General features: G+C 66.6%; 12 protein-coding genes. 6 read left to right on the top strand and 6 right to left on the bottom strand.

Going from position 1 to position 13,608, the window contains the following annotated elements:
- Window positions 1-1,389 precede the first annotated feature (1,389 nt).
- Window positions 1,390-1,908, bottom strand: coding sequence for a hypothetical protein (locus tag ACI3KS_RS08620; RefSeq protein WP_404917237.1), 519 nt, complete (start codon window positions 1,906-1,908; stop codon window positions 1,390-1,392).
- 477 nt (window positions 1,909-2,385) lie between these two features.
- On the opposite strand from ACI3KS_RS08620, the gene ACI3KS_RS08615 reads away from it, so the two are divergent.
- The 5 genes from ACI3KS_RS08615 to ACI3KS_RS08595 all read left to right on the top strand — a co-directional run bounded on the left by ACI3KS_RS08615 (window position 2,386) and on the right by ACI3KS_RS08595 (window position 6,659).
- A complete protein-coding gene (locus tag ACI3KS_RS08615; RefSeq protein ID WP_404917235.1) occupies window positions 2,386-3,306 on the top strand; it encodes a ParA family protein in 921 nt (306 codons plus the stop codon).
- Window positions 3,306-4,280: a ParB/RepB/Spo0J family partition protein gene (locus tag ACI3KS_RS08610; RefSeq protein WP_404917233.1), complete on the top strand. Its 975-nt coding sequence runs from the start codon at window positions 3,306-3,308 to the stop codon at window positions 4,278-4,280. Before ACI3KS_RS08615 ends, ACI3KS_RS08610 begins: the two co-directional genes overlap by 1 nt.
- A 69-nt stretch (window positions 4,281-4,349) precedes the next feature.
- Window positions 4,350-5,795, top strand: coding sequence for a sugar porter family MFS transporter (locus ACI3KS_RS08605; RefSeq protein ID WP_404917231.1), 1,446 nt, complete (start codon window positions 4,350-4,352; stop codon window positions 5,793-5,795).
- 10 nt (window positions 5,796-5,805) lie between these two features.
- Window positions 5,806-6,132 (top strand): tryptophan synthase subunit alpha, encoded by a 327-nt coding sequence (locus ACI3KS_RS08600; RefSeq protein WP_404917229.1) that lies wholly within the window; start codon window positions 5,806-5,808, stop codon window positions 6,130-6,132.
- Window positions 6,132-6,659, top strand: a complete 528-nt coding sequence (locus ACI3KS_RS08595; RefSeq protein ID WP_404917227.1) for a GrpB family protein — start codon at window positions 6,132-6,134, stop codon at window positions 6,657-6,659. The genes ACI3KS_RS08600 and ACI3KS_RS08595 overlap by 1 nt, the downstream gene beginning before the upstream one ends.
- Window positions 6,660-6,666: 7 nt before the next feature.
- On the opposite strand, the gene ACI3KS_RS08590 is transcribed toward ACI3KS_RS08595, so the two are convergent.
- Window positions 6,667-7,254 (bottom strand): TetR/AcrR family transcriptional regulator, encoded by a 588-nt coding sequence (locus tag ACI3KS_RS08590; protein WP_404917225.1) that lies wholly within the window; start codon window positions 7,252-7,254, stop codon window positions 6,667-6,669.
- A gap of 57 nt (window positions 7,255-7,311) precedes the next feature.
- On the opposite strand from ACI3KS_RS08590, the gene ACI3KS_RS08585 reads away from it, so the two are divergent.
- Complete coding sequence (locus tag ACI3KS_RS08585; RefSeq protein WP_404917223.1) at window positions 7,312-8,082, top strand: SDR family NAD(P)-dependent oxidoreductase; 771 nt, start codon at window positions 7,312-7,314, stop codon at window positions 8,080-8,082.
- 67 nt (window positions 8,083-8,149) lie between these two features.
- Here the strand turns inward: ACI3KS_RS08585 and trxA are convergent, their stop codons facing one another.
- The 4 genes from trxA to ACI3KS_RS08565 form a co-directional block, all read right to left on the bottom strand.
- Complete coding sequence (gene trxA, locus ACI3KS_RS08580) at window positions 8,150-8,473, bottom strand: thioredoxin (RefSeq protein ID WP_404917221.1); 324 nt, start codon at window positions 8,471-8,473, stop codon at window positions 8,150-8,152.
- 69 nt (window positions 8,474-8,542) lie between these two features.
- The gene (gene trxB, locus ACI3KS_RS08575; protein WP_404917218.1) at window positions 8,543-9,517 is read right to left on the bottom strand and encodes a thioredoxin-disulfide reductase; all 975 of its coding nucleotides are present in this window, start codon (window positions 9,515-9,517) and stop codon (window positions 8,543-8,545) included.
- Window positions 9,518-9,759: 242 nt separating this feature from the next.
- Window positions 9,760-11,376, bottom strand: a complete 1,617-nt coding sequence (gene murJ, locus ACI3KS_RS08570) for a murein biosynthesis integral membrane protein MurJ (protein WP_404917216.1) — start codon at window positions 11,374-11,376, stop codon at window positions 9,760-9,762.
- Complete coding sequence (locus ACI3KS_RS08565; RefSeq protein WP_404917214.1) at window positions 11,373-13,532, bottom strand: DUF6049 family protein; 2,160 nt, start codon at window positions 13,530-13,532, stop codon at window positions 11,373-11,375. The genes murJ and ACI3KS_RS08565 overlap by 4 nt, the downstream gene beginning before the upstream one ends.
- Between the last annotated feature and the right edge of the window lie 76 nt (window positions 13,533-13,608).

Here is a 13,608-nt window from a genome sequence, read left to right as displayed (position 1 = left end):
CGTGAGTGAATACCGGACTTATCGTCCGCGTATCTGATCCCACCATCATGGACACCTGCTTCGGCGGTTCGACGCTTACGAAACACGTTCGACGCTTATGAAACACAAGGAACACCGATGGACTGGGCCCGTCGTCATGGTGTTGTGCTCTCGTATTGCTCCGGCCAGTTCACACTCTTGTCACACGTATCTGTGAACGGAAGGTTGATTAACGACAGGAGGACAACCCGTACACCGGACCGAAGTGATGTTTCACGTGAAACATCCATCGTTGACGCCATGTGGATCGAGGGAGGTCCACCTGATCCGTGCATCTTGGGCGTGCAGAAGGCCCAGGCAGACAGGCGTCCGATCAAGCCCGACGCAGTATCGATCAGTGCTGCGTGCCGCGTGTTGGACACCGAATGCGGCGTGTGTGGCTGGGTGTCGAGTGCCTGGTGCAGAGTGCAGAGTGCAGAGTGCAGAGTGCAGAGTGCAGAGTGCAGAGTGCAGAGTGCAGAGTGCAGAGTGCAGTGCCTGTTGCCTGTTGCCTGTTGCCTGGTGTCTGGTGTCTGGCGCCCAGTGTGACTGCCGGGTGTCGGGTGAGTGTGTCAGACGTCGTGGACCTTGTGCCGTGTGCCGCGCGGTGTGTGACGTGTCGAGTCACCGAGTCAGCGAGTCAGCGAGTCAGCCGGGCTGCGGCGTGCGGGGTGCGCGGTGTCGAGTGTCTGAGATCCGGTTGGGGACTACGGCCGCATCCGCTGGCCACGAAGCGTTGGGGGCGAGGGAGAAGGTCCCTATGGCCCAAGGGGTCGTGGCGATGTGACTCAGAGGGCGGGGGAGCTGCTCCCGTGGGACCAGAGATGGGTGGGCGAGTGAGTGAGCTTCGGACATCTGACCTCGGTACTCGCGTGCGAGGCTTCTTCTCGACTCGCTTGGAGAACGAGCAGCGGTGACGAACAGGTGAGAAGCGCGACGCGTGGACTGCGGCGCAAATCGAAGGAACTCATGTTTCGCGCACTCCGATGTTTCACGTGAAACGCACGATAGGGGCGAGGAAGTCATCGGGCGTAGGATCGATGCGTCCGAGACTCCGATCTTGAAGGTGAGGTGCCCTGCGATGAATACGACCGTGTGCGCGCATCACCAGAGCGGATGCAACTCGCTGACCGGAGCGCGGTGCACAGAACTCCTACCGAGGGACGCACCATGACCATGAACTTCACTCATTCAGCCTTGCCCCTGTCCGACGGTGCCGGTCAGCCGGCCACGTCGGAACAGAGGTTCACACTCGACGGAGTACCCGGAGTACCCGGAGTGCTCTGGCAACCATCGTCGTCCGCCACGCCGACGCCTCTGATCCTCATGGGGCACCCCGGAGACGTGGACGGTATGCTGCCTCGACTCCGTTCACGCGCCCGGGCCGCAGCCGCCCTTGGATGCGCCTCCGCCACGATCGAATTGCCGGGAGCGGGCAGCCGTGATCGCCTCGTGGAGGTCGATCGCGCGCGAGCCGAGCTCCGTGCCGCGCTCCGAGAGAGGAGGGCGGTGTCCCCTGAGACCGTGAACCGATTGATCATGCCACTGGTCGAGCATGCCGTACCCGAGTGGCAACGCTTGATCGACGAACTGCAGCAGATTCGGGGCATTGCGCCAGCCGTCGCGATCTCCGGTGGCGTCGCGGCTATCGCCGTTCATCTCCTCGCTACGGACTCGCGGATCTCCGCGGCCGTGATATTCGCGGGCAGCTACATCCCGAAGGAGACCATGCAGGTGGCGCGTACCATCACCGCGCCTGTCCACATGCTGCTGCAGTGGGACGACCGGGGGAACGATCGGCAGATGGCGCTGGACCTCTTTGACGCGTTCGGATCGGCGGAGAAGACGCTCGAGGCGAATCTCGGGGGTCACACCGGAGTGCCCGCTCATGCGGGGAGGGGGCAGCGAGGTTCCTCGCTCGACATATCCACCCGTCGGAGGGCGCATAAGCGCCGCGCCAGACAAGGCTTGAAACGCACAGTCGGCGCCCGACGCGATCATGTTCCACGTGAAACGGGGGCACCGTATGGGCTCTACACAGATAGGCCGGCTCCGACGTAGCTGCGACGGGGCTGCGGCCCCTTCCGCTGAGCCGAGTGCGGCAGCCCACAATCGGCGCAGCCGGCCCGGGCTCGGGCCAGCTGCGCCGACGACTTCGCCGAGCGATCAGTAGGTCATGGCGTCGCGAACGGGGAGACCTGTAGAGATCGATCGAATCGTCGGCACCAGGCTCTATCCATGGAGGCGAGCAGTCGCTGACTGACTCTCCACAGCCGGGCGACCCGCGGATTCCTCCCCGAACCTTGCCGAACAACGCGTATCGATAGACGAGTCGAATAGAGTGGAACACGGCCCCGAAAGGAGTGGATGTTTCACGTGAAACAGTCCGAAAAGGCAACACCGAACACCTTCGGGATCGACACGCCGCTCGCGCGGGAGATCGCCGACCTCTCCGCACGACGCAAAGCCCTCGAAGCGGTCTCCCTCGAGTTCACCGGAGACACCCGCATCCTCACGGTCTCGAACCAGAAGGGTGGCGTCGGCAAGACCACGACGGCGGTCAACATCTCCTCGGCCCTCGCAGGTCTCGGCGCACGCGTGCTCGTCATCGACCTCGATCCGCAGGGCAACGCGTCGACGGCGCTGGGCGTTCCGCATAATGCCGAGACGCCGAGCATCTACGACGTCCTCATCGGCGATGTGCCACTCTCCGACATCGTGCAGCAGAGCCCAGAGGACGAGAACCTCTTCTGCGCCCCCAGCACGATCCACCTGGCCGGAGCCGAGATCGAACTCGTATCCCAGGTCGCACGAGAGCATCGCCTGCGCCGAGCCCTCCTCGAGCTCCTCGACGAGACGCCCTTCGATTACGTCGTCATCGACTGCCCGCCCTCGCTCGGACTGCTGACCATCAACGCGTTCACCGCGGCATCCGAGGTCTTCATCCCGATCCAGTGCGAGTACTACGCACTCGAGGGGCTGAGCCAGTTGCTCGGCAGCATCCAGATGATCCAGAAGCATCTGAACCCCGACCTGCACCTGTCGACCATCCTCCTCACGATGTTCGACGGCAGAACCCGTCTCGCCCATCAGGTCGCTGAAGAGGTTCGTGAGCACTTCCCGACGCAGGTGCTCGAGACGGTGATTCCACGGTCCGTACGGGTATCCGAGGCACCGAGTTTCGGGCAGACGGTCATCGCTTACGATGGGCAGTCGGCCGGCGCGATCGCGTACCGCGAGGCCGCCGTCGAGATCGCGTCGCGCGCGACGCAGAGCAAGGAGAAATGATGGCGAAGCGCACTGGACTGGGTCGGGGCATCAGCGCCCTCATCCCCACCGCTGATCAGGCAGAGCGGCCCGTGGACGTGTTCTTCCCCGGAGCATCGATCCAGAAGGTGGAGGAAGCCGAGCAGGCGAAGGCGGCGGATGCCGCGGCACAGCTCGCATCGATCCCCGGCATCCATCTGATCCAGGTCGACCCGAACGAGATCGTCCCCAATCCGCGCCAGCCGCGCACGCACTTCGACCCGGAGCACCTCGCAGAGCTCGTGCACAGCGTGCGCGAGTTCGGTGTCATGCAGCCGGTCGTCGTTCGCAAGAACAGCGATGGCGAGTACGAGCTCATCATGGGCGAGCGTCGCACCCGCGCGGCGCGTGAGGCCGGTCTGACGTCGATCCCCGCCGTCGTACGCGAGACCGCGGATGAGGATCTGCTCCGCGACGCGCTGCTCGAGAACCTGCACCGCTCGGAGCTGAACCCGCTGGAAGAGGCATCCGCCTACCAGCAGCTTCTCGAGGACTTTGGTATCACGCAGGAAGAGCTCGCGACGCGCATCGGTCGCTCGCGTCCGCGCATCAGCAACACGATCCGCCTGCTCAAGCTGCCCGTTCCGGTGCAGCAGCGCGTCGCCGCGGGCGTCATCTCCGCAGGCCATGCCAGGGCCATTCTCAGCCTGGACGACCCCGAGGCCATGCAGCGTCTCGCAGACAAGGTCGTCAACCAGGATCTCTCCGTGCGAGCCACGGAGGAGGCTGCGAAGGCCATGCCGACGACGGGCGGCAGCCGAGCCTCCAAGCCGACGCCCGGTGCGCGTCGGGCCTACCTCGACGAGGTCGCCGGCAAGCTGGGCGACCGTCTGAACACCCGGGTGAAGGTCAATCTCGGTGCGCGCAAGGGCACCGTGACCATCGACTTCGCGTCGATCCAGGACCTGAACCGCATCCTCGATGAGATCGGCGAAGAAGGCTACGGCCGGAGCTGAATCGCCGCCCGAACGTCTCGGCACGGGCCTAGACTCGGCGTCAACAGGACGTCGGAGAGGGCATCCATCATGTCGAGTTCAGCAGGTTCATCCATCCGCGGTCGCGTGATCGCGATCAGCATCGCCGCCGCCCTGGGAGGATTCCTCTTCGGGTTCGACACCGCGGTCATCAACGGAGCCGTCGATGCCCTCGCCGGCTCCGCGTCGGGATTCGATCTCGGAGTCGGTCTCAAGGGGTTCGCCGTCTCGTCGGCGCTGATCGGCTGTGCGGTCGGCGCGTGGTTCGCAGGGCCCCTGGCCAACCGGTGGGGTCGCATCCCGATCATGGTGGCCGCGGCCGTGCTGTTCCTCGTCTCGTCGGTCGGGTCAGGTCTGGCGTTCAGCGTCGTCGACCTGATCATCTGGCGCGTCGTAGGTGGGCTCGGTGTGGGCGCAGCATCCGTCATCGCCCCCGCATACATCGCCGAGGTCTCACCCGCACACATGCGCGGCCGACTCGGATCCCTGCAGCAGCTCGCCATCGTGACGGGCATCTTCGTCGCACTGCTCTCCGACGCCCTTCTCGCGGACGTCGCCGGGGGAGCGGCGGAGTCGCTGTGGGGCCTGTACGCCTGGCGGTGGATGTTCATCGCCGAGGCGATCCCCGCGATCGTCTACGGCATCATGGCGCTGAAGCTGCCGGAATCACCGCGCTACCTGGTCGCCAAGGGCCGCATCGAGCAGGCCTCCGAGGTGCTCACGACCGTCACCGGAGCGATCGACGTCAAGGCGAAGATCGCCGAGATCACCGGCACGATCAACACCGAGCGCTCGGAATCGCTGCGTGACCTGCGCGGCAACCGGCTGGGCCTCAAGCCCATCGTCTGGGTCGGCATCCTGCTCTCGGTCTTCCAGCAGTTCGTCGGCATCAACGTGATCTTCTACTACTCGACGACGCTGTGGCAGTCGGTCGGATTCGGGGAGTCGCAGGCCCTCACGATCACCGTGATCACCTCGGTCACGAACATCGTCGTCACGATCGTCGCGATCCTGCTCGTCGACCGCGTCGGTCGCCGAATCATGCTCCTGGTCGGCTCGGTGGGGATGACACTGTCGCTCGGTCTCATGGCCCTGGCGTTCTCGTTCGGAACCCTCGATGCCGAGGGGGCCGTCACGCTCCCCGACCCGTGGGCGACGATCGCACTCATCTGCGCGAACGCTTTCGTCGTGTTCTTCGGGGCCACGTGGGGACCGTTGGTGTGGGTGCTGCTGGGGGAGATGTTCCCCAACTCGATCCGCGCCGGCGCCCTCGCCGTGGCGGCAGCTGCGCAGTGGGCGGCGAACTTCTTCATCTCGACGACGTTCCCGGCCTTCGCCCAGATCGGCCTGCCCTTCGCCTACGGCTTCTACGCGTTCTTCGCGCTGCTGTCGTTCTTCTTCGTGTACTTCAAGGTCGCCGAGACCAAGGGCAAAGAGCTCGAGGAGATGACCGAGGACATCCGGGTGGAGCGCCGCAGGCGTCCTGCGCGCGCGTAGGCTGGAAGGCATGAGCGAGTCCGTCCCCCGTCGCGCCAGCCTCGAAGTGCTGCGTGCCGAAGCGGCCGACGAGCTCGCCGTGCTCATCCAGGAGCGTCTGCTCGGGGGAGAGGACCCCTGGGAGTTCATGGAGGAGCTGCCCAGCGTCGACGAGCTCGTCGTGTACCTGCTTCGTGCCGACAACATCGCCGCGAACGACGGTGTGCGGCCCACCCAGGCCCGGCACTACCGCGTGCTGCGCCAGATCGCGCTGGAGTATCCCGAGCTCACCCCGGCCGTGTGGGGGCTCCTCGACGAGAAGCAGCGCTACCGGCGATGGGATCCGACGGTCGCCTGATGCCACGGATGCTCGTCGCCTACGATCCGTCGTGGCCGGAGCAGTTCCGCGTCGCGGCTGAACGACTCCGACGCTCGGGCAACCAGGGCTGGGTGATCGAGCACATCGGCTCCACGGCGGTCCCGGGCATGCGCGCCAAGCCCGTGATCGACATCGCGGTGCGTGTCGATGACGGCGAGGACTTCGAGCGGCACCGAGCAGGGCTGGAGCGCGACGGCTGGCGCCTGGGCAGCGCGGTGCGCACACATCCGGTGATGATCCTCGAGAGCGACGGCATCCGATCGCATATCGCACACTTCTTCCCGGCCGACGGATGGGATGCCGTGCACCAGCGTGTTCTGAGGGACTGGCTGATCGAGCATCCGGACGACGCCGAACGATACCGGCGAGCGAAGTGCGCTGCCGTGGCGGCCGCGGCGCGCGGCACGGAGAGCTACAACCGGGCCAAGGCGCCGATCATCCAGGAGATCGTCGATCGGGCGCGAAGCGCCCGCGGGTGGGTGCGCGTCGACGTCTCCGACAAGTGATCGGGTCTCAGTCCGCGTCGCTCTCGGGCTCGACCGGCCACCACGCCGGCATGAGCGCGAGCACACGGTCGGCGGCGGTCACCGCGTCTTCGTCATCGGATGCCGCCCACGAGGCGATCATCCCGACCAGAGCGCCGGTGAGGAACGCCACGGTCTCGGAGCGCCGATCGGGGATGCCGACGACATTCGAGGCCCGGAAAACGTCGAGCGCGATGAGGAATCGTTCGCGGAGCCGGCCGTCGATCGCGGCGCGCAGCGACCCGCCCCAACGAGAGTTCAGAAGGGGACGATACAGGGCGCGCTCGTCAGCGACGTGCTGGAGCAGCGTGATCAGCGCGGTGCGGTAGCGCGAGAAGTCGATGCCGGGCCCGGCCGTCGAGTCGACGGTGGCGACGAGGTCGAGATCCCGAGTGAGGTAGTCGACGGCGAACTCCTCGACGCCGCCGGCGTGGCCGTAGAACGTCGTGCGATGCACTCCGGCCTCGCGGCACAGCGACGCCACGCTGATGGAGTCGAGGGGAGCATTCGCGAGAAGGCGCATGAGCGCATCGCCGAGCGCGGCCCTCGTGCGCGTCTGCCGGGGGTCTTCGATCACAGGAGCCTTCCGAATCAATTCGACAAGTGTAGATTAGATGGGAGCAAGGAGAGAACAATGACATTCCCCGTACTGCAGGATAAGGTCGCGATCGTCACCGGAGCGGCCATGGGCATGGGCGAGGCGACTGCGCGCCTCTTCGCCGCGGCCGGCGCCAAGGTGGCGCTGGTCGACTTCAACGAGGAGAAGGGCCGAGCCGTCGCCGACGACATTGCGTCCTCCGGCGCGGAGACGCACTTCGTGAAGGCCGACATCTCCGATTCCGCCCAGGTCGAGGCCATGGTGGCCGCGACCGTCGAGCGCTTCGGCCGGCTCGACGTGGCCGTGAACAACGCGGCCCTGACGCCTGATGACAAGCCCGTCGCCGAGTTCGATGAGATGTACTGGGACCGCCTCATGAGCGTCGACCTCAAGGGCACGGCGCTGTGCATGAAGTACGAGATCCGTCAGCTGCTCGCTCAGGGCGACGGCGGATCGATCGTGAACATCTCGTCCGTGTCGGGCTTCCGCCCGCAGCCGAACAACATCGCCTACGTCGCGGCCAAGCACGGCGTGGTCGGTATGACGAAGGTCGCCGCTGTCGAATACGGCGCTCAGAACATCCGCGTCAACAGTGTCGCCCCCGGGGCGATCGACACCCCGATGCTCCGCGGTGCTCTGGAGCAGTTCGGTCACACGGCCGAGGAGTACGCGCCCCAACTGAGCCTGTTGAACCGCTTCGGGCGGGCCGAAGAGATCGCCCAGGCGAGCCTGTGGCTGGCCTCTGATGCCTCGTCGTACCTGACCGGCACGACGATCCACGCGGACGCCGGATACACCGCCCGCTGACGGCATCCGGAGACGCGAAGAAGGCGCGGACCTCGCGGTCCGCGCCTTCTGACGTCTCAGCGGGCGATCAGCCGATGAATGCGGCGAGATCCTGCTCGAGCGCAGGCTTCGGCTTGGCGCCGATGATGCTCTGCTTGACCTCCCCGCCGACGAAGACCTTCATCGCCGGGATCGAGGTGATCTGGTACTGCATCGCGAGCTGCGGGTTCTCGTCGACGTTCAGCTTGAGGATGGTGATCTTGTCGGGGTTGTCGGACTGGATCTGGTCCAGAACCGGCGCGACCATACGACAGGGACCGCACCACTCGGCCCAGAAGTCCACCAGCACGGGACCTTCGGCCTGCAGAACGTCCTGCTCCCAGGTCGCCTGGCTCGTAGCCTTTGCACTCATCAGAGTCTCTCCTTGATTCGAGGTATCACCCGTTGCAACAGCGGATGAGCCGATTGTGTTCCCGAGGTGTCAGGCGCTGAGGATCTCGGCGGCCTCCGCCGCCGGGAACTCGACGGAGGCGTCATCGAAATCCGCGAGGAAGTGCTCCGCGTCGAGGGCCGCGACCGTTCCCGATCCCGCAGCGGTGATCGCCTGGCGGTAGGTCGGGTCGATCACGTCTCCGGCGGCGAACACACCGGGAACCGAGGTCTTCGACGAACGGCCGTCGACCCAGATCGTGCCCTCGGCCGTGAGGTCGAGCTTGTCGTGCACGAGGTGCGTGCGAGGGTCGTTGCCAATGGCGATGAACAGGCCGTCGAGCTTGAGGTCGCTGAGCGTGCCGTCGACCGTGTTCCGCAGCTGGACGCCGCTGACAGCGTCACCGCCGAGGATCTCTGCGACCTCGCTGTTCCACACGAACTCGATCTTCTCGTTCGCGAACGCGCGTTCCTGCATGATCTTCGAGGCACGGAGCGAGTCCTTGCGGTGGATCACGTAGACCTTGTCGGCGAAGCGCGTGAGGAACGTCGCCTCCTCCATGGCCGAGTCACCGCCGCCCACGACCGCGATCGTCTTCTCGCGGAAGAAGAAGCCGTCGCAGGTGGCGCACCAGGAGACGCCGTAGCCGGAGAGGCGCTCTTCGCCCTCGATGCCGAGCTTGCGGTAGGCAGATCCGGTCGCGTAGATGAGGGCGCGGGTCTCGTGCACGGCGCCGCTGCCGAGCGTGACCGTCTTGACGGGGCCGTTCAGGTCGAGCGACGTGACGTCGTCGTAGACGACCTCGGTGCCGAACTTCTCGGCCTGCTCCTGCAGCTTCGCCATGAGCTCGGGACCCTGGATGCCCTCGGGGAAGCCGGGGTAGTTCTCGACCTCGGTGGTGTTCATCAGCTCGCCGCCGACCTCGACCGAGCTGGCGATCAGCAGCGGCTTGAGGCTCGCGCGCGCCGCGTAGATGGCGGCGGTGAATCCGGCGGGGCCGGAGCCGATGATGATGACCTGACGCATGTGCTCTCTCTCTTCCCTGAAAAGGGGTTCGGCTGCTTCAACCAATGGTAACCGCGGGGAATTCCCCGTGCCGGGGCGGTCATCGCCGCGCGAGCGTGGCGTCGACATCGCGTTCACTCGGCGACTGCACAGGATGCTGACGCGAAGAAGCCGTGCGCTCGGCGAGTGCACGTGAACTCGACGCCACGAGGGCGGATGCTGCGGACGAGGGCGGATGCTGCGGATGCTGCGGATGCGGCGGCTCAGCGGCCGGGCAGGAAGCGGCGGAGCATGCGGGTCGCGGCCGACAGTTCCGGAGCGCGCAGGATCAGGAGCACGATCACGTAGACGACCACTGCGGCGAGGCCGATCACTCCGGTGCCGACGGCTCCGAGGAGACGATCGACGAAGTTCGCGCCGGTGTTGCCCGCGATCCAGCCGCTCTCGGCGCCGAGCAACAGGTAGACACCCCACCCGGCGAAACCGGCGGGCACTGCGGCGACAGCGAACCGCACGAGCGAGAGCAACGTCGAGGGCAGCTCGAGGCCGCCGAGGCGCCATCTCAGAATGAGGATCGCGATGACGGTCTGGACGAGACCCGCCACCGACTGACCGAGGGCGATGGCCGCGGCCAGCTGCTCGACGGGCGCGATCGCCCCCGCCAGCAGCGAGAACCCGATGATGAGCGCGACCTGCACGAGAGTGAAGTAGAACGGCGTACGGGTGTCGCCGTAGGCGTAGAAGGCGCGCTGCACGATGAACAGCACGGCGAGCGGCAGCAGACCGACGAGGTAGCAGACGAGCACGGGAGCGGCCAGGACGGCCTGCTCGGAACTCGTCGTGAAGATACGCGTCGCCGGCACGGCGGCGACGGCGAGGGCGACGCCCGATCCGACCACGAACAGCGAGATGACCCGGATGCAGCGCGCGACGTCCGCACGTACGTCGAGGTCGCGCTTCTCGGCCGCGTGCTCGGCGATCTGCGTGAAGTAGGGAGTGCCGATCGAGATCGCGAAGATCGAGTACGGCAGCATGAAGACCAGCCAGGCGGCCTGCATGAAGAACACGGACGGGTGGCCGGTCGACTCGGAGACGATCGTGGTCTGGACCAGCCCGGCGAGCTGCCCGGCGATGACCATGAGGAACGTCCAGCCGGCCAATGTGCCCACATGGCGAAGGCCCACGCCGCGCCAGCGGAAGTCCGGGCGAAGGACCAGGCCGGTGCGCCGCCATGCGAAAAGGAGCAGAGCAGCCTGCAGGGCGATGCCCGCGGTGGCGGTCCCGGCGAGCACCGCGATCATCGTTGGATCCCACATGTCCACGCGGCTGCGGTCGTCGCCGAACAACGCGATGAAGATGAGGAAGCCGATGATCGAGACGATGTTGTTGGCGATCGGCGCCCATGTGTACGGTCCGAACACGCGCTTCGCGTTCAAGGTCTCGCCGATGAGCGCATACAGCCCGTAGAAGAAGATCTGCGGAAGGCACCAGTATGCGAACGCTGTCGCCAATGCCAGCTGATCGGGGGAGTAGCCCTTGGCGTAGACGTTGACGAGCACCGGCGCGAGCAGCATCGCGACACCTGTCGCGGCGAGGAAGACGACGGTGCCGAGGGTGAACAGCTTCGAGATATAGACTCGCCCGCCGTCCTTGTGCGAACCCGCCTTGACGATCTGAGGGATGATCACGGCGGTGAGGATGCCGGTCTGGATGATCGTGAAGACGTTGTTGGGCAGCTGGTTCGCGACGCCGAACGCATCCCCGGCCTTGCCGATGCTGCCGATCGCCGCGACGAGCACGATCGTGCGGACGAGGCCGGTGATGCGCGAGACGAGGGTGCCGGCGCCGAGGAGGGCGCTGGCGCGACCGAGACTGCTCACAGGGTGTCCTTCTGCTCTTCCAAATCGACGGAATCGGCGGAATCGACGGAATCGGCGGAACCGCTCGCCGCATCCGCCTTCTCGCGCCGCTTGCGGTGCACCGTCCGCAGCACGCCCAGCACGAGCAGCACGACGATGAGCGAACCGAAGATCGCGAGTCCGATGTTCTCCCACTCGGCCCGCACGGCGACCCGCACGGTCTGATCCTGAGCGACGCCGACGCCGGTCGGGCTCGACAGCGACAGCCGCAGGTTCAGCTCGCCGCTGCCGACGCGCGCCGATACCGGAACCTTGACCCGCGTCGTCGTGTTGCCGGGGATCTGCGCCGGCGTGACCGACTGCACCTCGAGTCGCGGGTCGCTCGGTGAGACCGTCAGGTTCACGTTCACGGGCCAGGGGAGCTCGTTGCGGATGCTGAAAGGCAGGTCCGCGTTGGCCGACAGGAGCTGGATCGTGCTCGACTCCGGGATGTGCACGGCATCCAGCGTCGCGCGCGTCTCCTGCCGATGCTCGGCGACCTTCTCGTCGAACTGGCTGTCGCCGCGACCCACCCGGATCGTCCGCAGGACGCGGATGCGCTCCGGGCTCAACAGCACCTGGGGATCGTCGAGGATCGTGGCGAACGAGACCAGCGTGGTCTCGTCGCCGAGCAGCAGCTGCAGTGATGCTCCGCGCTCGTCCGGCGTGGATTCGGCGAGAGCCGCGGACGTCGCGGGTGCCGACCGCAGCGCAGAGAGGTCGACGCCGGCCGAGTCGACGGTACCAACGGCGGCCCGCAGCGCGTCCGACGTGCGGTCCTCGTCGCGGTCGAGACCCACGGAGATCATCGTTCCCGGGGAACTCTGCGCCGTGAGGAAGAGGTACGCGTTCGCCGCCGCGAGCGACTCGGTTCTGGCGGCGGCATCCGACTCGGCGGCGGCATCCGAGAGCGCGTCGGATGCCGCGGCATCCGTCACCAGAACGTCTTGCTCGCCGACCGCCGCGTGTCCGACCGCACCGGGAACAGAGGTCGACGACAGGATCGTCGTGCTCTCACCGCCCAGATATGCACGGAATTGCGCGAGGTCGTCGACCGTCACCTCGGATCGCGGCCACAGGATGCCGGATTCCGCCGTGCCGATGCGCGTGAGAGCCGTGTCGTCGGGGAGCAGCACCTTACCGGGCGTGGCCGTGGGGGAGGGTGACGGCGTGAACTCGGCGTCAGGGGTGCCCGTGGGTTCCGGCAGCGAGGTGAAGTCGGCGGCGTTCAGATACGGGGCGAGTGTCGTCGGCGCGAGCAGCGCTGGAAGGTCGGCCTGCGCCTGCGTCGTGGCGTCCGCGTCGCCGAACTGCAGGGCGAAACGCTCGTTGGGAAGCTCTTCCAGACGCTGCAGCCAGTCGACGGCAGTGCTCGGTGCCGAGGTGCCCAGCACCCGGATCGCCGCGACGATCGCAGGATCGATGGCCAGCACCGCGGAGGTGCCGGCGACGCCGTCGAGCTGGGCCGTGAGGTCTCCGTCGGCGGCCGTGAGCTCGGTGAGTTCATCCCTCGTCAGCAGAGCGCCGTCGTCGGGGGTCGATGTGATCGGCACGAACACGGTCACCTGGGGCCGCTGCTCACCGGCGACCACGAGCACGCTGCTCGTCGAGGTGTTGCGCGAGACGCGGTCGTCGGCGGTCGCGCCCGTGCTGGCGCCCTCGAGGGCCGCGCGCACCGCGTAGACCCCGGGGGCGAGTCCTGCGAGGGACTCCGGTGTGATGACCATGCTCGTCGTGCCTGAGGACGTGGCGTCCACCCGTGCGGTGTCATCGGCCGCGATCGATTCGAAATCGCCGTCGACGTCGCCCGACTCGAGCCAGGCGCTGACCGCTGCCTGATCGGCCAGAGCGGTGCGGTTGAGCTCCACCTCGACGCGACCGGCCGACAGAGCACTGTCGGTGTCATTGCGCACCGTCACCGTGGCCGAGGTCGACAGGCCGGGCAGCACGGTGCCGTTGCCGCCCGTCGTCAGATGGATCTCGACCTGCGGAGCATCCTCTTCGGCGGCGACAGCGGGCGCAGGACGACCCACGGCGGCGAACCCGCACAGGCCCACAGCGATCGCGAAGACCGCGGTACCTCGCGCCGCACGCTGAACACGTGCACGCAAGCCGCTCTCGGGGATCGACACGGTCATTAGGGGGCTTCCTCGAACGCCCGTGACTGGGCTGATCGTGAGTGCTGACCTTGCGATTCTAGGCGTCGAGCGAAGG

The sequence above is a fragment of the Microbacterium sp. ZW T5_45 genome (assembly GCF_044987415.1).
GTDB lineage: Bacteria > Actinomycetota > Actinomycetes > Actinomycetales > Microbacteriaceae > Microbacterium.
Note: the sequence above shows the minus strand (reverse complement) of the source record. Positions and strands in the feature narration are given on the sequence as shown.

Coding starts and splice junctions, on each gene's coding strand:
- ACI3KS_RS08620 (WP_404917237.1), bottom strand. CDS start 1,908: ATGAGCGGGCACTCCGGTGTGACCCCCGAGATTCGCCTCGAGCGTCTT.
- ACI3KS_RS08615 (WP_404917235.1), top strand. CDS start 2,386: ATGTTTCACGTGAAACAGTCCGAAAAGGCAACACCGAACACCTTCGGG.
- ACI3KS_RS08610 (WP_404917233.1), top strand. CDS start 3,306: ATGGCGAAGCGCACTGGACTGGGTCGGGGCATCAGCGCCCTCATCCCC.
- ACI3KS_RS08605 (WP_404917231.1), top strand. CDS start 4,350: ATGTCGAGTTCAGCAGGTTCATCCATCCGCGGTCGCGTGATCGCGATC.
- ACI3KS_RS08600 (WP_404917229.1), top strand. CDS start 5,806: ATGAGCGAGTCCGTCCCCCGTCGCGCCAGCCTCGAAGTGCTGCGTGCC.
- ACI3KS_RS08595 (WP_404917227.1), top strand. CDS start 6,132: ATGCCACGGATGCTCGTCGCCTACGATCCGTCGTGGCCGGAGCAGTTC.
- ACI3KS_RS08585 (WP_404917223.1), top strand. CDS start 7,312: ATGACATTCCCCGTACTGCAGGATAAGGTCGCGATCGTCACCGGAGCG.
- trxA (WP_404917221.1), bottom strand. CDS start 8,473: ATGAGTGCAAAGGCTACGAGCCAGGCGACCTGGGAGCAGGACGTTCTG.
- trxB (WP_404917218.1), bottom strand. CDS start 9,517: ATGCGTCAGGTCATCATCATCGGCTCCGGCCCCGCCGGATTCACCGCC.
- ACI3KS_RS08565 (WP_404917214.1), bottom strand. CDS start 13,532: ATGACCGTGTCGATCCCCGAGAGCGGCTTGCGTGCACGTGTTCAGCGT.